The 21,062-nt window shown below is 42.8% G+C and carries 16 protein-coding genes; 9 read left to right on the top strand and 7 right to left on the bottom strand.

Going from position 1 to position 21,062, the window contains the following annotated elements; translation table 11 throughout:
- Window positions 1–10: 10 nt before the first annotated feature.
- Together ACKWCA_RS00410 and ACKWCA_RS00415 are read right to left on the bottom strand one after the other, a co-directional pair.
- The gene (locus tag ACKWCA_RS00410) at window positions 11–190 is read right to left on the bottom strand and encodes a hypothetical protein (protein ID WP_413976159.1); all 180 of its coding nucleotides are present in this window, start codon (window positions 188–190) and stop codon (window positions 11–13) included.
- A 69-nt stretch (window positions 191–259) separates the two neighbouring features.
- A complete protein-coding gene (locus ACKWCA_RS00415) occupies window positions 260–1,618 on the bottom strand; it encodes a UDP-N-acetylmuramate--L-alanine ligase (protein WP_413976160.1) in 1,359 nt (452 codons plus the stop codon).
- 87 nt (window positions 1,619–1,705) lie between these two features.
- Here ACKWCA_RS00415 and ACKWCA_RS00420 point away from each other — a divergent pair, with 87 nt between their 5' ends.
- The 5 genes from ACKWCA_RS00420 to ACKWCA_RS00440 all read left to right on the top strand — a co-directional run bounded on the left by ACKWCA_RS00420 (window position 1,706) and on the right by ACKWCA_RS00440 (window position 11,046).
- Window positions 1,706–2,023 carry a cupin domain-containing protein gene (locus ACKWCA_RS00420; protein WP_413976161.1) on the top strand — a complete coding sequence of 106 codons (318 nt, stop codon included), beginning with the start codon at window positions 1,706–1,708 and terminating at the stop codon, window positions 2,021–2,023.
- A 30-nt stretch (window positions 2,024–2,053) separates the two neighbouring features.
- Window positions 2,054–2,839: an SDR family oxidoreductase gene (locus tag ACKWCA_RS00425; protein WP_413976162.1), complete on the top strand. Its 786-nt coding sequence runs from the start codon at window positions 2,054–2,056 to the stop codon at window positions 2,837–2,839.
- A 205-nt stretch (window positions 2,840–3,044) separates the two neighbouring features.
- Entirely contained in the window at window positions 3,045–9,155 is a 6,111-nt protein-coding gene (locus tag ACKWCA_RS00430; protein ID WP_413976163.1) for an alpha-2-macroglobulin family protein, read from the top strand.
- Between the two features lie 146 nt (window positions 9,156–9,301).
- On the top strand, window positions 9,302–10,030 hold the full coding sequence (locus ACKWCA_RS00435; RefSeq protein WP_413976164.1) for a carboxypeptidase-like regulatory domain-containing protein: 729 nt from the start codon (window positions 9,302–9,304) through the stop codon (window positions 10,028–10,030).
- Window positions 10,030–11,046 (top strand): transglutaminase domain-containing protein, encoded by a 1,017-nt coding sequence (locus tag ACKWCA_RS00440; protein WP_413976165.1) that lies wholly within the window; start codon window positions 10,030–10,032, stop codon window positions 11,044–11,046. The genes ACKWCA_RS00435 and ACKWCA_RS00440 overlap by 1 nt, the downstream gene beginning before the upstream one ends.
- Before the next feature lies 1 nt (window position 11,047).
- Here ACKWCA_RS00440 and obgE read toward each other — a convergent pair whose 3' ends face one another.
- From obgE to ACKWCA_RS00460, 4 genes are all read right to left on the bottom strand, one after another.
- Complete coding sequence (obgE, locus tag ACKWCA_RS00445; protein WP_413976166.1) at window positions 11,048–12,049, bottom strand: GTPase ObgE; 1,002 nt, start codon at window positions 12,047–12,049, stop codon at window positions 11,048–11,050.
- An 87-nt stretch (window positions 12,050–12,136) separates the two neighbouring features.
- Window positions 12,137–12,898, bottom strand: coding sequence for a HEAT repeat domain-containing protein (locus tag ACKWCA_RS00450; protein ID WP_413976167.1), 762 nt, complete (start codon window positions 12,896–12,898; stop codon window positions 12,137–12,139).
- Between the two features lie 63 nt (window positions 12,899–12,961).
- Window positions 12,962–13,483 carry a GNAT family N-acetyltransferase gene (locus ACKWCA_RS00455; protein ID WP_413976168.1) on the bottom strand — a complete coding sequence of 174 codons (522 nt, stop codon included), beginning with the start codon at window positions 13,481–13,483 and terminating at the stop codon, window positions 12,962–12,964.
- 80 nt (window positions 13,484–13,563) lie between these two features.
- Window positions 13,564–14,670 (bottom strand): adenylate kinase, encoded by a 1,107-nt coding sequence (locus tag ACKWCA_RS00460; RefSeq protein ID WP_413976169.1) that lies wholly within the window; start codon window positions 14,668–14,670, stop codon window positions 13,564–13,566.
- 123 nt (window positions 14,671–14,793) lie between these two features.
- Here ACKWCA_RS00460 and ACKWCA_RS00465 point away from each other — a divergent pair, with 123 nt between their 5' ends.
- The 4 genes from ACKWCA_RS00465 (at window position 14,794) to ACKWCA_RS00480 (ending at window position 19,932) form a co-directional block, all read left to right on the top strand.
- Complete coding sequence (locus tag ACKWCA_RS00465; RefSeq protein ID WP_413977100.1) at window positions 14,794–15,948, top strand: 5-(carboxyamino)imidazole ribonucleotide synthase; 1,155 nt, start codon at window positions 14,794–14,796, stop codon at window positions 15,946–15,948.
- A gap of 129 nt (window positions 15,949–16,077) precedes the next feature.
- Window positions 16,078–16,569: a 5-(carboxyamino)imidazole ribonucleotide mutase gene (purE, locus tag ACKWCA_RS00470; RefSeq protein WP_413976170.1), complete on the top strand. Its 492-nt coding sequence runs from the start codon at window positions 16,078–16,080 to the stop codon at window positions 16,567–16,569.
- Window positions 16,570–16,645: 76 nt separating this feature from the next.
- Entirely contained in the window at window positions 16,646–18,673 is a 2,028-nt protein-coding gene (locus ACKWCA_RS00475; RefSeq protein WP_413976171.1) for a M3 family metallopeptidase, read from the top strand.
- A gap of 257 nt (window positions 18,674–18,930) precedes the next feature.
- Window positions 18,931–19,932, top strand: coding sequence for a cadherin repeat domain-containing protein (locus ACKWCA_RS00480; RefSeq protein ID WP_413976172.1), 1,002 nt, complete (start codon window positions 18,931–18,933; stop codon window positions 19,930–19,932).
- A gap of 260 nt (window positions 19,933–20,192) precedes the next feature.
- On the opposite strand, the gene ACKWCA_RS00485 is transcribed toward ACKWCA_RS00480, so the two are convergent.
- On the bottom strand, window positions 20,193–21,062 hold the full coding sequence (locus ACKWCA_RS00485) for a hypothetical protein (RefSeq protein ID WP_413976173.1): 870 nt from the start codon (window positions 21,060–21,062) through the stop codon (window positions 20,193–20,195).

A 21,062-nucleotide genomic window follows, 5' to 3' on the forward strand; every position in this document is an offset into this window, starting at 1 on the left:
CTTGTTTCAACTATTCATCTTCCGATTGAATTTCCCGATATTCGATTTTGGCCCGTGTATCGGTCAAAGAACGATCTTCTTCCAAAATGACATTGGACATCCCCAACATAAGGGCCGTCAAAAGTAGCGACACCTTCCTTAAAAGACATTTACGTGCTCTAGTGAATAGTGGTTTGTACTGTACTGGCATGGTAGATAAAAATCAAAATACGTTCCGCAAACCCAATACCTGACAAATATGCAGCTCGTAATCAATCGGTTAAGATTCGACAACCCTCTTGATTTCCCCTAAATCCAATCCACCATAATTTCCGGAACTCATGAAGAGAAGCACCGAATCTTCGAAATCCTGTTGAAAAACAAACGTTTTGAATGCGGTTGCATCCGTTTGAATTTCGAGGTCATTCCTTTGAAAGGCGTTTGAAATCTGCTCTGGGCTTACTGCAGCCAACTTCTTGATGGCTACCGATTCTGGCAAATAAAAGACCACCGCAACGTCAGCGGCATCCAGGGCACCTTTATACTCCTTTAAAAAATCAGGATTAAAACTGCTATAGGTATGCAATTCAAGAAATGCGATTAACTTACGGTCAGGGTATTGTTCTTTCACCGCCTTGGTAGTCGCGGTCACTTTGCTCGGTGAATGGGCAAAATCTTTGTACGCTACGGTAGTCGGTCCTTCGGCAATTTTCTCAAGACGTTTAGAAGCGCCAGTGAATGAAGCGATAGCTTCATAAAAATCATCCTCATCAATGCCTATGTTCTGACAGATCCATTTTGCACCTGCCAAATTACTGAGATTGTGTTTCCCAAAAATTTCTATTGGCATGGGTCCCTCAGGAGTTTCTAAAAATGTTTGCCCATTTTCAACTACATATTCCGGTGTTCGATAAGGGAGCTTTCTGATGGTATTTTCCGAAGCTTCAACTACTTTTTTTACCTCGATATCTTCTTCGTTATAGGTAATACTACCTCCTTTTACAATGCTATCTACAAAAATCCGAAACTGATCGACGTAATTTTCGAATGTCGGAAAGACGTTGATATGGTCCCATGCGATTCCGCTCAGCAGCGCAATATTAGGTTGATACAAATGAAACTTTGGTCTTCGATCAATTGGAGACGACAGGTATTCATCGCCTTCCAAAACCATAAAATCATTTTCTTCGGTCAAATGCACCATACGATCAAAACCTTCCAACTGGGCACCCACCATATAATCTACAGAGCGGTCGTGGTAGTTCAATACATGTAGGATCATCGATGTAATCGTGGTTTTGCCATGACTGCCGCCTATGACCACCCTGGTCTTATTTTTTGATTGTTCATAAAGGAATTCAGGATACGAATATATCGACACCCCCAACTCTTGCGCTTTGAGCAGCTCAGGGTTGTCATCTTTGGCATGCATACCCAAAATTACCGCGTCTAAATCGGACTGTATTTTCTCAGGAAACCAACCAAAAGACTCGGGCAGAAGCCCTTTATCTCGCAATCTACTTTTTGATGGCTCATAAATAACGTCATCGCTACCCGTTATGACGTACCCCTTATGTTCAAGGGCCAAAGCCAAATTATGCATAGCACTACCACCAATGGCGATAAAATGGATTTTCATGAAATAGTTATTTAAGATCAAAGATAGCGATTGAACCAAGCATCGAAAACCCAACGTTTATATTTATCTTAGGGGCAAAAGAAAAAAATGAGCCTCGAGCTATCCAATATTACACCAAAAGAAATTATGCCGGGCTACCACGGAAAACTGGTACATACCGAAACGATGACCTTGGTTTTTTGGGATGTCGAAAAGGATGCTATAGTGCCTGAGCATCACCACGTTCACGAGCAAATCATGCACGTCATGGAAGGGGAATTTGAGTTCACCTTGGACGGGGAAACGAAAATTTACCGTCCTGGTGCCATAGTGCCAATTGGCTCAAATCTGTCTCATAGCGGCAGAGCTTTAACTCCATGCCGCTTACTGGATGTCTTTAGCCCAAGGCGTGAGGAGTATATGTAATTCAATTGAAGTATCACCTAAATCACTCCAATGAAAATATCCTTAACAAACAAAAAGGCCTTAGTCGGCGGAAGCAGTGGAGGTATCGGGAAGGCTATCGCCCAACAATTGGCCGCAAGTGGTGCCAGTGTCACCCTGATGGCAAGAAATGAAACGAAATTAAAGTCCGTTTTAGATAGTTTATCGACTTCTGAAGGACAATCGCACGATTATATATTAGTTGACTTTTCTGATTTCGAGGGTTTCCAGAAAATTATTTCGTGTTATTTTGAATCGCATGAGGTCGATATTTTGGTCAACAATACCCAAGGTCCGCCGGCAGGAAACGCTTTAGAAAAAAATATCAAGGATTATCAAGAGGCTTTTGACCTTCTTTTCAAGACGGTTGTCCGCACTACGGAGTTGGCATTGCCCTATATGATTCAAAACCAATGGGGACGCATCATTAATGTAGCCTCCATTTCTGTAAAAGAGCCGTTATCTTATCTTGCGCTCTCCAATTCTATTAGAGCTAGTTTGGTCACTTGGGCCAAATCTCTGGCGATTGATGTAGGGGACAAGCAGATTACGGTCAATAGTATACTCACCGGATACTTTGACACAGAACGAATCGCTCAATTGAATGCGAAAAAGGCCGAACAACTCGGTATTTCTGAAAAAGATGTCTTGTCAGACATGAAATCGAAAGTTCCGTTAAAACGGATTGGAGACCCCAAGGAATATGGGTACCTAACCGCTTTCTTGGCTTCTGACAACGCTGCTTTTATTACCGGAACGCAAATCCCGATCGATGGCGGGTTATTAAAATCCTTATAGCCCATAACACAAGACCAACAGAAGACAGATTCGGAGATAAGGGGAATTGAGAATCGAGGGGTTTACTAATCCAAATACCTCTTTCGCTCATTTTTCATTGTTTTCAGGGGGTTTTGGTCACATCTTTGCACATAACTTTGCAATTGCATACGCCAAGTAGGGCAAAAACGTCCTACGTATGGCCTATAGCTTAATCATTCAAGTAATGAAACATTTTGTTACCCTTTTAACGATAGTATTATTTTCGCAGATGGCGCCATCACAAAAAAAAAACGATTCCTTCGAAATCCTCTGGAAACAGGTCGAAAAGCTCGAAAACGATGCCCTGACCAAATCCGCTCTCAGGGTTGTTGAAACAATTTCCGCTAAGGCCAAAAAAGAGCGGAATGCGCCTCAAATAGTAAAGGCACTTTTGCATACCTCAAAGTATGCAATGACCTTAGAGGAAGATGCACAGTTAAAAATCATAAACGACTTCAAAAGTGAAATCGAGAAAGCTGGATTTCCAACAAAAAACGTTTTAGAGAGTTATATGGCCCAACTCTATTGGCAGTTTTTTCAACAAAATAGGTATCAATTCTATAACAGGACCAAAACAGTAGTAAAGGTAGACTCCTCAGATTTCAGGACCTGGGATTTAACTACTCTTTTCAATGAAATCTCCCTTCGCTTCGAAGCCTCGTTGCAGCATGAATCGGATCTGAAGCAAACACCTGTTTCTGATTTTGACCTCATACTTGACCAAGAGGAAGGTTCTGAAGAATATCGCCCTACGTTGTACGACCTTTTGGCCCAAAATGCATTGGCCTTTTATACTACCAGCGAAAACAATATCACTCGGCCGGCCGACAAATTCGAAATCGATAATCCGGAATTTTTATGTGATGGGGACAGCTTCACGCAACTGAATATTGCTGCCAATGACAGCACCGCATTACAGGCAAAGGCACTCTGTATCTTTCAGCAACTACTATTACTTCACCTACCATCAAAAAATCCGTACACCTTCGCCGAAGTAGATCTTCAACGAATGGATTTTATATATCTAAATGCAGTTTTTGAGGACAAAGAGCAACGGTATGAAGAGGTACTACAAAATGTAGCGGCAGCGAGGGAAGGCGATTTAGCTTCCGGCCTATACAATCATAAGAGAGCGGAATTGCTACAGCAGCAAGGAAATCGCTATCAACCCAAAACCGGTGAAGCACAGCGTTGGAAAATCAAAGAGGCCCTTGAACTTTGCGAACTTGTCATCAATGAAAACCCCGTCGGTCGAGGTGCTGAAAAATGCAAGTCCTTAAAATCGCAGGTATTGGCGCATAGTCTGCAATTGACCACCGAAAAGCATGTGCCGACCAACATGACTTCCCGATTATTGGTGAATTATAAGAACTATGATAGCCTACAATTCACGGCGCGTACATTGACCCAAAAACAATGGGAAACCCTTGAAGATCTCTATCCACAAGAAAAGAAGCTTGCCTATATCAAGAAACTGCCTATTGCCCAATCATGGGAGACTTCCCTTAAAAACGAAAAGGACTACCAAACCCATAGCACTGAGGTTTCAATGCCACCCCTAAAAAACGGGCACTATTTGATTTTGGCAGAACCCATCGATAAAAAGGATAAAACCTTTGCATATTCACCGGTGCAAGCTACAAACCTTGCTGTAGTGGAGACACAGACCGAAACCCATCAAAGCTTTCAAGTTATCGACCGGAATAATGGGAAACCGATCGAGAATGCCAAAATGGAATTCCGATATCGCCTGAATTATGATGGAAAGCGATTGAGCAAAACACTTACAACTGACAAAACCGGAACGGTTACGATCAAAAGAGCAGCTACTGAATGGAGTGACATGAGCATTACGATAAGCTACCAGAAAGAGGTGGTATATTATCGAGACTATTACATCTATAGAAATTATGAACAGCCTGAGGCTAGTGTGTCCTATTCTTGTTTTCTCTTTACCGACCGAAGTATCTACCGACCAGGACAACCGGTTTATTTTAAGGGTATCGCGTTAAAACGCATTAAAGAGAATTCGTCGGTATTAGAAGATACTCAGGTTTCCGTTCGTTTGAACGATGTGAACGGTCAACTGGTGAGCGAAGGCGATTTCAAAACCAATGCTTATGGCTCGTTTTCCGGGGAGTTCATATTACCGGCCGATGGGTTGACCGGCCAATTTTCGATTCAGGTACAGTCTGCCACATATCCTCTAAGCGGATATACCAGTTTTGCTGTAGAGGAATACAAACGTCCAAAATTCGAAACGTCATTTGAACCCGTTACGGAAACCTATAAAGTAAATGATAGTGTAAAAGTACACGGAACGGCCATAGCATATGCAGGCAGTGCGATTACCGACGCCAAGGTCTCTTATCGGGTGAAGCGCTCCGTGTATTATCCCCGTTGGTATTATTGGAGTTATGGCGGACGGAATAGGAATCCTCAAGAAATAGCCCACGGTGAAACCAAAACAGATGGTTCAGGCAACTATAATATAGATTTCAAAGCACTACCCGATAACAGTACGGATAAGAAAAACCAACCCACCTTCAACTATGAAGTGACGGCCGATGTTACCGACATCAATGGGGAAACGCATAGCGCTACGACCTACGTAACGGTAGGCTACCATACCTTAACGGCCAATATGAGCTTAGCTAATCCGCTCGATAAAGATAAAAAAGATCATAAACTCACCATAACGACGAACAATCTCAACAACCAGTTTGTACCCGCTAATGGGACCGTTAAAATGTACAAGCTAAAAGCTCCCGAATTCGTGATACGACCCCGTAAATGGGCCGCTCCTGATTACAAGGGCTTTTCAAAACAGGAATTCAAGCATCTATTTCCACATCACGCCTTTGAGAATGAACACGATTCATCTACTTGGGAAAAAGGCGATCTCGTTTGGCAATCGGAGTTCGATACCGAAAAATCTAGGGAAATCGCATTGGGAACTATCAAGAAATGGAAATCAGGCAAGTATATTATAGAATTGGAAACCAAGGATAAATTCGGCCAAGAGGTCAAAGATATTCTCGAGACCACCCTGTTCAGTGATGCTGACAAAGTACTAGCGGATAATCAGTTATTCCAGATCAAAACAGACCAGAGCAGTTACGAAATCGGGGATAAGGCACGTATAACCTTGCTATCAAACGCATCGGACGTCAATGTAACCATAAACATTGAAAAAAACAGAAAAGTCATCGACACCAAGATCATTCGCCTGAACAAGAATTCAACAAGCTTCACAGTGCCTGTGAATAAAGAGGACTTAGGCGGTTTTGCGGTTACCTATAGCTATGCTGTTTACAATCATTTTAATACCGGGGTTTTGAATATGCAAGTCCCCTACCCATCTAGCGACTTACAAATTGAGACCGTTACTTTCCGCGATAAACTACAGCCCGGAACTGACGAGACCTGGTCTTTCAAGATCAAAGGACCCAAGGGTGACCAGGTGACGGCCGAACTATTGGCCAGTATGTACGACGCCTCTTTAGATTCTTTTAGAGGCCACTATTGGGGTTTCAATCCTTTGGCCAGACCTACCTATTATTCGAACAGGAGGTCCAATGCCTACCGCTGTTTCGAGACCAGTTCCTTCAACACCTATCAGGATACGAGTTGGTATGGGTATAGTGACCCCAGTTTTGATTCCTTTAATTGGTTCGGACTCTATTTCGGCCAAAGGTCGTACTATGGCGCCAACCGTCGTAGCCGAATGATGAGAAAGGAAAGCGCCCCTGCACCACTAGGAGCGGCTATGGATATGCAAGACATGGAACTTTCCGAAGTTTTAGAAGACCAAGCCTCAGGCGTAGCAATGGAAGTGGATAAATCTTCCGTACCCATGCCTGAAAAAAATAAGCAAAGCGCCGCTCAATCGGAAGGGCAAAACAACAGTGATGCATCCGACGAAATTAAGGTTCGGAAAAACCTACAGGAGACCGCTTTATTCTTTCCACAATTAGAAACGGACAAAGAAGGTAATGTATCCTTCACTTTTACTACGCCGGAAGCCTTGACCAAATGGAATCTACAACTATTGGCACATACCAAGAATCTGCAGAGTTCCTACAGAACGCTACAAAGCGTTACTCAAAAAGAGCTTATGGTCATACCCAACGCTCCCCGATTTTTAAGAGAGGGTGACCTTATTAACATCAGCAGTAAAATTTCCAACCTTACAGATAAAAACCTTGCCGGAATGGCAAGGCTACAACTAGTGAATGCTTTGACCGGAGAGGATATTTCCAAAGATGTTCTTATAAGTACCTTGTTAAGTGGAAGTAAAACGCAAGATCGGCATGATGAGGTCTCTTTTGCAGTCGATTCACTCAGCAATACCCAAGTTTCGTGGAGCCTCTTGATTCCGGAAGGAATTCAGGCCATCCAATATACGGTAACCGCAAAGGCCGGCGACTTTAGTGATGGGGAACAAAATTTACTGCCGGTTCTGACCAATCGTATGCTGGTTACCGAAACCTTACCGATGTGGGTTCGGAGCAATCAAACCAAAACCTTTACCCTAGATAAATTAAAAACGACCAACTCATCCACTCTAAAACATCACAAGCTGACGTTAGAGATGACATCAAATCCGGCCTGGTACGCGGTTCAAGCGCTTCCCTATTTAATGGAATACCCATATGACTGTAACGAACAGACCTTTTCAAGGTACTACGCCAATGCCTTGACCACTCATATCGCCAATAGTACCCCAAGAATACAGGAAGTATTTAATCAATGGGCGAACTCGGACGCTCTTCTGAGCAATCTCGAGAAAAACCAAGAACTGAAATCCTTACTGATTCAGGAAACCCCCTGGCTGCGTGATGCCCAATCGGAAACAGAACAGAAAAAACGTATTGCCCTACTCTTTGACTTGAACAAGATGAAAAATGAGCAATCCGCTGCGTTGAACAAATTAAAGCAAGGTCAAAAAGGTTCAGGGGCTTGGCCATGGTTCAACGGTGGCCCAGATAGTCGTTTTGTCACCCAACACATCATTGCTGGTTTCGGGCATTTGAATAAACTCGGTGTTGTTTCTATGGATACGGGTGATGAACGTAACATGATTCAAAATGCCCTCAACTATCTGGATGATGAATTTGTCAAAGAATATAATCGAATGAAACGTCATACTACGGCAATCAACGATGATCATCTAAGTCAAACGCAAATTCATTATTTGTACATGCGAAGCTTTTTCAAGGGTATCAAAACTTCTAAAAAGGTGAATGATATACAGAACTACTACTTAGGCCAGGCAAAGAAGTATTGGAAAAGCAAAAATCTGTACTCTCGAGGAATGCTGGCCCTTATTACGAATCGCTACAATGAAAACGCGACCTCCGGAAAGATACTCCGTGCACTGGAAGAAAATAGCATTATTTCAGAAGAACTCGGAATGTACTGGAAAGAGAATACAAATTCTTGGCACTGGTATCAAGCTCCCATCGAAACACAAGCTCTTTTAATCGAAGCATTCTCCGAAATTCGACCAGAAGACATCACTATTGTGGACAACCTCAAAATTTGGTTACTAAAAAACAAACAGACCAATCAATGGAAAACCACCAAAGCGACCACGGAGGCAGTGTACGCCCTTTTACTACAGGGAAGTGATTGGTTATCCGTTACCGATGCCGTGGATGTCTTGATCGGAGGTGAAAAAATTGAACCTTCCACATTGGAGGAGGTAAAAGTAGAGGCAGGTACGGGGTATTTTAAAACTTCTTGGAACTCTACCGAAATAAAACCCGAAATGGCCGAAGTAGAAATCGTGAAAAAAGGCGAAGGTATCGCGTGGGGAGCACTTTATTGGCAATACTTCGAAGATCTGGACAAGATTACCTCAGCCGAAACCCCATTAAAACTGAAAAAGAAACTCTTTTTGAAAACCAACACCGATACGGGAGAGGAAATTTCAGAAATCACTGATAAAACGGACCTGACGGTCGGGGATCTCGTACGGGTTCGCATCGAGTTGCGTGCTGACCGCACTATGGAATTTGTTCACATGAAAGATATGCGAGCCGCCGGGTTCGAACCCATAAATGTTTTTTCCACGTACAAGTGGCAAGACGGGCTCGGTTACTACGAAGCCACTAAAGATGCTAGCACGAACTTCTTCTTTGACTACTTGCCCAAAGGGATATACGTCTTCGAATATGACCTTCGGGTCAACAACGCTGGAGACTTCAGTAATGGCATCACCACTATTCAAAGCATGTATGCCCCTGAATTCAGTAGTCATTCAGAAGGGGTACGGGTGAAAGTAAACTAGAAATTCTTAATTTAGAGTTGAGTTTACTTTTTTCAGACTCATTGAAAGCATACGTTTACGAATGTACGATGTAGTTACCCTCAAGGTCGGTTTTATATAAGCACGTAGAAACCTAGTTTAGACAGGTACTATAAAACCAAAACATTATGAAAAATTCGTTTCGTATTTCCGTAAAAGAACCATGTTCTGAAAATTATGAAGATTTTGCAACAACTTCCCAAGGGGGGTTCTGTGAATCTTGTCAAAAAGAAGTAATTGATTTCACGACCCTATCCGATGAAGCACTCGTAGCGTACTTTGATCAAAATTCAGGTAAAACCTGTGGTCGTTTCATGAAATCACAATTAAAAGAGTATCAAACACACCAAGCCATGAATACTAATTTTCTCACCAAGGGTATTGCTTTAATGAGCTTTTCATTAGTAACGTTATGTGCAACCCCTGACCTACAAGCACAGGAGGCAGCACTCGTAAATTCACCCCTACGGACTGAAATCGGAGCGGTACAGCGATTCGAGGCTTCCAATCGTACGGTCGCCGATAAGTATACCGTAATTGGAACCGTTCTCGATGAAGAGAACTTACCGTTACCCGGTGTAAACGTGGTTCTAAAGGGCACTACGGAAGGCACCCAAACAGACTTTGATGGCAAATTCGAATTTCCAAGACCGTTGGAGGTCGATGACATCCTTGTTTTCAGTTATATCGGTTACGGAAAAAAGGAGCATACTATCGAGGCATCGGAATCTGAAATCGTCGACATCACGATTAGGTTCGACTTGTCGGACATCGAGCTGATGGGCGCAGTAGTGGTCGGAGGCGCATACAAGACCAAGCGCAATATTTTCCAGAAGTTCATAGCGATCTTCAAATAATGAGGCGGATTTTCCTTCTAACGTTTTTGTTTTCCACTCTTTGCTATGGACAGCGTTCCGATTTTCCGGCAATTGATTTCAAAGAGGCGGACAGTATTGCTGCCCTTTACAAGGGGGAGAGTCTCACAAACTTACCGGTACTGACCCATAAATTGACCACCGATTTATCGACTCCTGTTGAAAAATTCAGGGCAATTTATACTTGGGTCAGTTCCAATATCGAAAATGATTATGGTGCCTATTTGACGACCAGAAAAAAGAGGAAAAAACTAGCGGACGATCGTGAAGCATATTTGGAATGGAATGCAAGTTTTACCCCGAAAGTGTTTGCGAAACTGATTGCCGACCGAAAGACCGCTTGTACAGGATATGCCTATCTAATACGAGAGATGGCTAGTTTAGCAGGTTTTAAATGTAAAATCGTAAACGGATATGGGCGCACCCCTACCCTCCGCTTAAATGAGAAAAGCACGGCCAACCATTCTTGGAACACCATCGAAATCGACGGAAAATGGTATCTATGCGATGCAACTTGGTCTGCCGGCCGGGTGATGTTACAAGAAAATGGACCGGAATTTCAAAACGACTACTTCGACGGTTATTTTTTAGCGGACCCTGAACTGTTCATCAAAAATCACTATCCACTGGAAATAGGTTCGTCCTTACTTAGCGACCTGCCCACTTTTAAAGAGTTTTTAGATGGTCCTGTTGTCTACAAAGAGGCATTCACCCTGCCGATCGTTCCGCTCTACCCGAACAAGATGCATATAGAAATAGCAAAAAATGACCTTGTTTCTTTCGGTTTTAGCGTGCCTGAAGAATTTGAAGGCAAAGAAATCCGTTTAGTTTTGAATACCGGTGGCAATGACAGAACCGTAGCCCCGAAGTCAAGCCTTGTACCAAAAAAATGCATTTTGGATTATACGTTTGAAAAAACGGGATTGTATGACGTACATATTAAGATAGAAGATACCCTTGTTGCCACCTATGTGGTGCGTGTGAAACGACACAAATAACCTATTCATTGAGCATTGCCCATAACCGATCCTTTAAGGCAACGATTCCCTGTTGCGCCACGGAAGATATAAACAGATACTTGACTCCCTGCAAATCCCTATCGAGCTCCGAACGCATTTCATCCATTAGTTCTTCATCCAGCATATCGCTTTTTGAAATGGCGACCAACCGCTCCTTATCCAATAACTCCGGATTATATCTACGCAACTCATCCAAGAGAATGTCATACTCCTTACTGATATCATTGCTATCTGCGGGAATCAAGAACAACAAGGTTGCATTTCGTTCAATATGGCGCAGAAAGTAGTGCCCCAATCCGCGACCTTCCGCGGCGCCTTCGATAATCCCGGGAATATCGGCCATTACAAAACTTTGAAAATCGCGATACTGTACAATACCCAGATTAGGTTTGAGCGTGGTGAACTCATAATCCGCAATTTTAGGTTTTGCCGAAGTTATTACGGAAAGTAAAGTTGATTTCCCCGCATTGGGAAAGCCCACGAGTCCTACGTCCGCCAAGATTTTCAACTCAAGAATATAGCTGCCCTCTTTACCCTCGATTCCGGGTTGGGCGTATCTAGGGGTCTGATTGGTCGAAGACTTAAAGTGCCAGTTTCCGCGGCCGCCCATACCCCCTTCCAAAACGATTTTCTCTTCGCCGTGCTCGGTAATCTCCAAGAGCACTTCATTGGTTTCCGCATCACGAAGTATGGTGCCAAGGGGCACATCGATATAAATATCTTTTCCATCCGCACCGGTACTACGGCTTTTACTACCATGCTCCCCATGACCGGCCCTAAAGTGTTTCTTGAATTTGAAGGTTACCAGGGTCCACAGGTTTTGGTTACCGCGAAGAATGACATGGCCTCCTCGGCCCCCATCTCCCCCGTCCGGGCCACCCTTAGTGATATACTTCTCGCGGTGTAGATGTACCGAGCCCTTACCTCCATTACCGGAAGTTAAGAACACCTTTACATAGTCTACAAAATTACCTTCGGTCATTCTGATTTTTTGTGGTTAGGGCAATCGCATTTCAAACGGCAAAAGTAATCAATTCATATGGGGGTTCGGAAGAAATCAGCTCTTGGTTTACCCCTTGTACTGCGTATCGATGTATGCAATGGCCTCCTCTTGTGTCAATATGGCAAAATCTTTATAGCGTTCGTGTACATCCACAATCTCATCTAAGGCCTCTTTTACCAGCGCTTTATTCTCCCATTGGTTTAAAGCGTTGACTACCGTTTGTAAGCATCCTTTCTTATATGCAATTTGACCTAACACATGCACAAGCGTGCCCCGTACCCGCCTTGTATTATCATTTTGTAACTTCTGTAATAGGGGTAGAATATCTTGAGGGTGCGTACGCCCCCGTAATTCAAGACCATGACAGATTTCCCTTCGTATTTCTTTATCGGAATGCTCTAAATAAGGCGCAGCCCATTTCAATATGGGCACCGGATTCTTTTGTCCCATTTTCTTTAATGAGCCGATAACAGCATTTCTCACCGAATGATGGGCATCGAACAGCCCCTCATCGAAAAATCGTTGAACGTCTTTAAAATCGACCATTCCAATCTCTCCTGCCGCATTCACAACGGTTTGACGTACTTTCGGGTTTTCCGAAGACTTCAGCTTCAGTAGCGTATCAATTATAATCGACCGTAAATCGCTTTCGGACTTATACATCTTGCCCAATGACAAATAGGCCGACTTGCGAATATAAGTATCGACATCGGAGAAATAATAGTGGACGTTTTCGACCTTGTTCTGCTTAAGGTCATTGCGAATTTCACGGGTGATTTTCTCCACCAGCGCAACACGTTCCGATTTAGACAGATCATAAAAGGCCATAATTCAGTGATTCATTTCCCTTTGATCAAACAACGAACACTCGAGGGTGAACTTTCCCTGGTACTAGGAAAGTGGCTCGTCGATAATAAAGGTAACCCCTTTCTCTTTGGGTACAACCCAAGGTATGTTGGTATTCATTCCTCTTCTCGCACCCAACTTTTCCATTGCGCGTTGTGACCTATAGTTCAAGTTGTTTACATAAAAAACTACGGCGGCTTGGCTTTGCAATGCATAATTGATCATCAATCGTTTGAATGCCTTATTATAAGATCCGCCCCAATAGTCCCTTGATAGAAAACTCCAGCCTATTTCAACAATGCCCTCTTCTTCATCGATACACTTAAACCTCGAGCTACCGATTATTTTTTGAGAATCCAAATCCCTCAGGGTCAATGCCCCTTTCGAAGCTATGGACTCGTTAAAAAAAGCAGTGAAATTTTCGCGAACATAACGGTCTTTGTTCTGATGTTGTTCCCATATCAAAGCATCTGATGCCACTGCATAAAGCTCCTCGAAATCTGAGGCGATCAGCGGTCTGATTTCAATCAAACTATCTTTCAAAGAAGGCTGCAGATCAAAAGTCATGATACGATGTTCTTGTACTGTATATCAACTCTCTAGGGCGAGTGATTATATCAAATAACCTTGTTCAGACCGTATCCGAATCAAAGCTCCTCGATTACCTTGCCCAATCGCATGGTAATCTCATCAATGGCGCCAATACCATTCACGCTGTGGAACTTTCCTTGCGTTTCGTAAAAATCCTTCAAGGGTGCGGTCTTTACATTATACTCTTCGAACCGGTTCCGGATCTTGGCTTCGTCTTGATCATCACTTCGACCACTAACTTTGCCGCGCTCCAGCAAACGTTCGATCAACACCTCATCATCTGCCTCTAACGCTATAGTTGCATCGATTTTCATATTCTTTCCTGCCAAAAATATGTCAAGTGCTTCAGCTTGAGCTGCAGTTCTGGGAAAACCATCGAATATGAATCCGCTTGCATCCGGGTTTTTATCCACGGCATCCTCCAGCATTTTTATCGTTACCTCATCGGGAACCAAATCTCCATTATCAATGTATGATTTGGCCAATTTGCCCAGTTCGGTATCATTTTTCATATTGTAGCGGAACAAATCTCCCGTAGAGATATGTTCCAAATTGTATTTCTCCTTTAGAAACTCGGCTTGGGTACCCTTTCCAGCACCTGGCTTACCGAAAAGCACAAGATTGATCATATGTTTTTGGTTTAGTTGGTATACTTCTCGCAAGTTACGGCCGAGCTCTTTGTAATCAAGCCCGTAACCCACAATAAACTTATTCGGAATTTCGAGGCCGACATAGTCGATTTTATATTCCCCGTTATAGATTTCCGCTTTGTAGAAAAGGCTGGCGATCTTAAATTCCTTCACATCGATATCGGAAAACATGTGGATCAGTTGTTGTAGGGTGCGCCCCGTGTCAATAATATCTTCAAGTATGATAACGCTTCTCCCCTTGATATCCTCGGAAACGTCTAGAAGGGTTTCCACAATGCCCGTAGAGGTCAATCCGCCATAAGAACTGAGTTTAACGAAAGTGACTTCACAAGGGTACTCATAATGTTTTAAAAAATCGGACACGAACATAAAGGCCCCATTGAGCACACCTACAAAAATCGGGACCTCATCCTTGTAATCGGCAGCTACTTTTTCAGCCATGTTCTTAACGGCCGACAAAATTTCTTCTTCTGACAAATAAGGCTTAAAATACTGGTCGTGGAGTTTTAGCACAGTTTCAAAATCTAGGATGCCAAATATACTATTTTGATTTCTCTTTTTTATCGGAATACCTTTCGTTTTACGAATTCGACGTATTTTTACAACATCGCCCAAAACGATTGGAACAAATTCGATATGGAATACTTTTCTTCAGGCTTTACCTTAGGCATTCTAGGAGGTGGACAACTTGGTAAAATGATGCTCTATGAAACCCGAAAGTTCGATATTCGAACAAAGGTTATGAATGCCTCAGAGGATGCTCCGTGCCGCATAGCCTGCAATGAATTCGTCATCGGTAGTTTGATGGATTATAACACCGTTTACGAATTCGGAAAGACGGTAGACGTACTTACCATTGAAATCGAGAATGTCAATCTTGATGCATTGGAAAAGCTCGAAGACGAGGGTAAAAAAGTTTTTCCACCGACTAAAGCATTGCGCATTATTCAAAACAAGGCGAAACAAAAGTTGTTTTATGTTGACCATAACGTTCCAACAGCCGATTTTCAACGTTTTGCCTACGTGAACGAGATCAAGGATAGCATCCAAAATGGAGGACTTGATTTTCCCTTTGTCTGGAAAGCGGCCCAGTTTGGGTACGACGGTCAAGGCGTACAGGTCGTGCGAGAACAAAAAGACCTTGAAGGACTCCCCCCCGGAGAATGTATCACCGAGGAAATGGTGAATTTCAAAAATGAACTGGCCGTTATCGTAGCCCGAAGTGCTAGTGGAGAAGTCAAAACCTATCCGGTCGTGGAAATGGAATTTCATCCGGAAGCCAATCAAGTAGAATATGTCATCTGTCCGGCCAGGATTTCCGAGGAGGTAGCCCAAAAGGCGCAAGAGGTGGCCTTAAACGTATCTGAAGAGATCAAACATGTCGGGCTCTTAGCAGTCGAAATGTTTCAGACCCAAGAGGATGAAATCTTAGTGAACGAAGTAGCACCAAGACCCCATAATAGTGGTCATTACAGTATAGAAGGAAGTTATACGAATCAATTTGAGCAACACTTGCGTGCGATTCTCGATATACCTTTGGGAAATACGGACAGTAAAGTTGCGGGCATTATGGTAAACCTAGTCGGTGCCGAAGGCCATACAGGTGAAGTGGTTTACGAAAACATCGATGCAATTATGGCCATGTCCGGTGTCACTCCACATATCTACGGAAAAAAAGTAACAAGGCCTTTTCGTAAGATGGGGCACGTCACTATTGTGAATGAAGATGTAAAGGAGGCACGGACCATAGCGCAAAAAGTAAAGGAAACCATCAAGGTGGTTTCCAAATAGTTTTAAAACATATCGGGCTTGATATCGTGCCAATACAACGATTACCAAAAGGTCGGATTGTAAACAATATAACCCTACCTGATACCGGAAGTAGCTTTTCAGGTATTGTAGTTAGAAATTTAAAATACAATGAGTAAAGTAGCCGTAGTCATGGGGAGCACAAGTGACCTACCCGTCATGCAAGATGCAATAGATATCTTAAAGGGTTTCGATATTGCAGTGGACGTCGATATCGTTTCTGCCCATCGCACTCCTGAAAAACTCTTCGACTTCAGTAAAAATGCACATACTAATGGCTATAAAGTCATTATTGCCGGAGCTGGTGGGGCCGCTCACTTACCGGGCATGGTCGCAGCTATGTCACCACTCCCGGTGATTGGTGTACCAGTAAAAAGCAGCAATTCAATTGATGGTTGGGATTCCATCCTATCCATTCTACAAATGCCTGGCGGTGTTCCGGTAGCCACTGTGGCTTTGAATGGCGCGAAGAACGCAGGTATTCTAGCTGCCCAGATTATCGGAAGCTCGGATAACTGCGTTTTGGACAAGATCATACTGTATAAAGAAGGACTGAAACAAAAAGTTATCGAGGGCGCCAAATCAGTGAACAATAAACCATAGCCGATCGATGGCAAATGCACTTCGCAATCCTGATACATTTCCCAACACATAATTCCAATAGCTCAATTTCACTATAATGAACCCACTGCTACAACCCTTCGACACTGCGCCGTTTTCAAAAATTAAAAACGAGCACTTTAAAGCCGCATTTCTGGAGGCCATGAAAGATGCTCGGGCCGAAATCGATGCGATAACATCAACCCAAGAAAAACCAACTTTTGAAAATACAATCGAAACTTTAGAATTCTCAGGGCAGCAGTTGGACCGAATTTCAAGTGTATTCTTCAACCTCAATTCAGCCGAGACGAATGAAGAAATACAAAAAATAGCCCAAGAGGTCTCGCCCCTGCTCTCTGAATTTGGAAATGATATTACCCTGAATGAAGCCTTATTCGAAAGAATAAAGACCGTTTACCAACAAAAAGAATCACTGGACCTATCCGTGGAACAACAGACCCTTTTGGATAAACGCTATAAGAGTTTCAGTAGAAACGGGGCCAATCTTTCTGAAGAAAAAAAGAAGCGTCTACGTGAAATCGATGCCGAACTATCAAAGTTAAAATTGAAGTTCGGTGAAAACGTCTTGGCGGAAACGAACAAGTACGAGATGCACTTGACGGATGAAAAAGACGTGGATGGACTGCCGGAAGGAGCAAAAGAAATGGCATCTCAATTGGCCCGATCAAAAGAAAAAAAAGGCTGGTTGATCACACTGGATTATCCGAGTTACGTTCCCTTTATGAAATATGCGAAGAACCGTGAGCTGAGAAAGGAACTTTCATTGGCCTTTGGAAGCAAAGCGTTCAAAGGCGATGCTTTTGACAATCAGGAGACTGTTCTCAAAATTGCCAACCTAAGGCATGAACGTGCAACACTTCTAGGATATTCCACACATGCCCATTTTGTTCTGGAAGAACGCATGGCCGAAACTCCTGAAAAAGTACATTCTTTTTTGAATGAATTACTAGATAAAGCGAAACCCGCCGCGGAGCAGGAATTCAAACAGCTAGAAGATTTCGCCAAGGATCTGGATGGAATTGACAAACTTCAAAAGTGGGACGGCAGTTACTATTCTGAAAAACTGAAACAAAAACTGTTCGACCTTGATGACGAACAACTTAAGCCTTATTTCAAGCTTGAGAACGTTATCGAAGGTGTCTTCAAAGTAGCTGAAAAATTATTCGGATTGCATTTTGAAGAAGTCACCGATATCGACACCTATCACAAGGAAGTAAAGACATTTCGTGTCTACGATGCCGACAAAAACTTCATTTCGGTATTCTATGCAGACTTTCACCCCAGAGCCGGAAAGCGTGGCGGTGCCTGGATGACCTCCTTCAAACCCCAATGGAAAAAAGATGGGATGAATGTACGGCCCCACATATCGAATGTTTGCAATTTCACCCCTTCTACTGAAACCAAACCGTCTTTATTGACCTTTAACGAGGTCACTACCCTCTTTCATGAATTCGGTCATGGACTACACGGTATGCTAGCCAATACCACATACCCGAGTCTTTCGGGCACCTCGGTCTATTGGGATTTCGTGGAACTTCCGTCACAAATCATGGAAAACTGGTGCTATGAACAAAAGGCACTTCAGTTATTTGCAAAGCACTATCAAACAGGGGAAGTCATTCCTATGGAATTCGTAAAAAAAATCAAGGAATCCGCTACTTTTCAAGAAGGCATGGCTACCCTACGCCAGTTGAGTTTTGGATTGTTGGACATGTCTTGGCACGGAGCCGATCCATCGAAGATCAGCAACGTCAAAGCTCATGAATCCAAGGTCTTTGACGGTACCAATTTGTATCCTGATACACCTGAAACCTGTATGAGTACTGCGTTTGCCCATATTTTTCAAGGGGGCTATTCTTCAGGGTACTATAGTTACAAATGGGCCGAAGTGCTTGATGCAGATGCCTTTGCCTACTTCAAGGAAAAAGGAATTTTCGATAAAGAGGTAGCAACCAAGTTCAAGGATCATGTACTGTCTAAAGGAGGAACCGAAAACCCCATGGTCTTATACAAAAGATTTCGAGGAGCCGAACCCAAAGTTGAAGCATTACTTGAAAGAGCCGGACTCATAAAAAAAGCTGGATAACTTTCGGCTTTTCCTTAATCTTCATTTCGTATTTTACTTTGACATTCCGATGTCAAAATTCAGTTTCACCATCTCGCAGCGCTAGCGCAGCCTTTGGCGTGCTTACCTAACTAGACTTTATTTACATCGTAACACGGTGAGCCCGAACATCTTTTTCCAGGCTCTATACCACAGCTACGAGTAACTTGACAACAATTACTTTCAGGCCCTTGTTGGGATGGGTATTTTAGGGACCATAACCAAAACTTGTTTCACCAATGAACAAATCTTTTTTTATTGTCCCTGCACTTATTCTTGCTTCCTGTAGTAGTGATTCAGATGAAATCAAACAAGAAACAGAAAACAGTCAACCCTCGATTACACAACAATCCTTTGCCATAGATGAACATAGCCAAGCTGGCTCCTCAATAGGAACCGTAAGTGCTACCGACGCCGATAACGACGAATTGACCTTTACAATCAATAGTGAAAGTGGATTGGAAATCAATGAGGCAAACGGTGAAATCACCCTTGGAAACACATTGGTTCTAGACTATGAAGCCAGTGAAAGCCTTCCGTTTACCGTTTCCGTTTTCGATGGGAAAAGTATTGTCGAACAGGCTTTCGAGTTGACCATCAACAATATTGATGAATACGAGCTGTTGTCAGACACGCAAAAAGGGACCATCGCATATTACCAGTATTTGACGTTATGGCAAGCCCCGACGAACAGTGCTTTAAGCAATACGAGTAGATGGATGCAACCCATGAGACTGTACTTGGATGGACAGATTAGTACGGACTTCAGAGCAAATGTAGAAGCCGTTCTCGAGGAATACAATACGATCTTTGAGAATAGTGATTTCAGCATTTCACTAGTGGCTTCCTTAGAAGAATCGAATGCACATCTCTATTTTGGCGACACCAATGATATAGATGGACTTTGGGATGATATGTTCGCGATTATTGACGGACAGACCTTCTCGGGCTATGCCATTACCTCAAATAACAATTCCGTTTTAAGCAACTCAAGAATATGGGTATCAAGTACACTGCCTATCCTATTTAAACATGAAATGGGGCATGCCTTAGGTTTTGGTCACTCCGATAAATGTGATACCGAAAATAGTTTTATGTGTTCTAGCATCGATGCCAATCATGATTTTCTCGAAATGGAGAAAATGATTATGGCTTACGCCTATGGCAACGATATGGAAGCTGGTCTTACCGAAGACGAGATCGAAACTGTATTGGCAAATAAAATGTTCTTGGAAGACTAGAAAAACCATTGTATTCATGAAAGGAGATAGGCGGTAAAGCTACTACCTGTTTCCTTTTTTATTTCGCCCAGATTGCCCGCTTAATCGAAACAGCGGGGTGGTAGACAATCCAAGTTTACATCCTTCTAGCAGGTCGCTGAAGAAGCGGGAATATCCGCTGTGATTATGATTATCGTACCATCATCCAAGGTTCAATTCCCTTCAGAATAAAATTCATGAATGATGTGATCTCTTTGGGTTTTTCTTCCAAAAACATCACTTTAATTTTTTACATTGATCTTTGCTTCCGCCTTTAATTTCGCCTCGCTGTTCTTATCCCAAATTCTAATCTGCCATTTTAACGGATTCGCTATTTGACCTTCTTTGACAATGAGCGTGGCAGCAACACCTTGCTTCAAAAGGGCTTCATTGGTAATTGGCTCTTCAAAGACATCTGCCATATCGAGTATCTGATTGTTATCATTATCGATCACCCTCACGCTCATACCCAAATGTATCGCTTGGTCTTTTTTAACATACCCATCAAGGTCTTGAATATCAAAACGCAGATTTTCAAAAAAGTTGAACGTCCCATCGTGAATAATCTCATCTCGATCATCGGAATAGATATATGCCTCTGAATACGTAAGTCCGTTAGAGACTACTTTAATTTTCGTGTCAGGCACCAGTTCGAAATCCATCTTCGTGTTCATACTTGCATTTCCCTTTGTATCTCTGATATGGCATGCTAAGGCGTAGGTAGTTCCGGAGTAAATAGGTCTTGCCAAGATCATATGACCGTTTAGAGACGAATCATCACCATCGAGGCCCTCAAAATCAGCCCCAAACAAGTCATATCGCTTCAAAACGGTATCTCCTTTTTTAGACAATACGAACATATCCATCTGCGGAAATATTTTACCGTTCTCCTCGATAAAGCCATCTATGTCAATAAAATTCGTATATATTTTTTGACCATAAAAGAATGTACGGTTATCGGTCTCCTCCTCGGCATCGGCGAGATAGACCCTACTTGCCGACAAACCATTTTCAGAGACCATGATTCCCTTTGAACCATCTTTACTCGAGGAGGTATTCATCTGACACCCGAGTATCAAAATGGTCAAAAGTGGTAGAAGTACTAATTTCAT

It is taken from the genome of Maribacter corallii, assembly GCF_047345415.1.
Taxonomy (GTDB): domain Bacteria; phylum Bacteroidota; class Bacteroidia; order Flavobacteriales; family Flavobacteriaceae; genus Maribacter_C.

What these genes read in the sequence shown, in the direction of transcription:
- ACKWCA_RS00410 (WP_413976159.1), bottom strand. Translation starts at nt 190, where the DNA reads ATGCCAGTACAGTACAAACCACTATTCACTAGAGCACGTAAATGTCTT.
- ACKWCA_RS00415 (WP_413976160.1), bottom strand. Translation starts at nt 1,618, where the DNA reads ATGAAAATCCATTTTATCGCCATTGGTGGTAGTGCTATGCATAATTTG.
- ACKWCA_RS00420 (WP_413976161.1), top strand. Translation starts at nt 1,706, where the DNA reads ATGAGCCTCGAGCTATCCAATATTACACCAAAAGAAATTATGCCGGGC.
- ACKWCA_RS00425 (WP_413976162.1), top strand. Translation starts at nt 2,054, where the DNA reads ATGAAAATATCCTTAACAAACAAAAAGGCCTTAGTCGGCGGAAGCAGT.
- ACKWCA_RS00430 (WP_413976163.1), top strand. Translation starts at nt 3,045, where the DNA reads ATGAAACATTTTGTTACCCTTTTAACGATAGTATTATTTTCGCAGATG.
- ACKWCA_RS00435 (WP_413976164.1), top strand. Translation starts at nt 9,302, where the DNA reads ATGAAAAATTCGTTTCGTATTTCCGTAAAAGAACCATGTTCTGAAAAT.
- ACKWCA_RS00440 (WP_413976165.1), top strand. Translation starts at nt 10,030, where the DNA reads ATGAGGCGGATTTTCCTTCTAACGTTTTTGTTTTCCACTCTTTGCTAT.
- obgE (WP_413976166.1), bottom strand. Translation starts at nt 12,049, where the DNA reads ATGACCGAAGGTAATTTTGTAGACTATGTAAAGGTGTTCTTAACTTCC.
- ACKWCA_RS00450 (WP_413976167.1), bottom strand. Translation starts at nt 12,898, where the DNA reads ATGGCCTTTTATGATCTGTCTAAATCGGAACGTGTTGCGCTGGTGGAG.
- ACKWCA_RS00455 (WP_413976168.1), bottom strand. Translation starts at nt 13,483, where the DNA reads ATGACTTTTGATCTGCAGCCTTCTTTGAAAGATAGTTTGATTGAAATC.
- ACKWCA_RS00465 (WP_413977100.1), top strand. Translation starts at nt 14,794, where the DNA reads ATGGAATACTTTTCTTCAGGCTTTACCTTAGGCATTCTAGGAGGTGGA.
- purE (WP_413976170.1), top strand. Translation starts at nt 16,078, where the DNA reads ATGAGTAAAGTAGCCGTAGTCATGGGGAGCACAAGTGACCTACCCGTC.
- ACKWCA_RS00475 (WP_413976171.1), top strand. Translation starts at nt 16,646, where the DNA reads ATGAACCCACTGCTACAACCCTTCGACACTGCGCCGTTTTCAAAAATT.
- ACKWCA_RS00480 (WP_413976172.1), top strand. Translation starts at nt 18,931, where the DNA reads ATGAACAAATCTTTTTTTATTGTCCCTGCACTTATTCTTGCTTCCTGT.
- ACKWCA_RS00485 (WP_413976173.1), bottom strand. Translation starts at nt 21,062, where the DNA reads ATGAAATTAGTACTTCTACCACTTTTGACCATTTTGATACTCGGGTGT.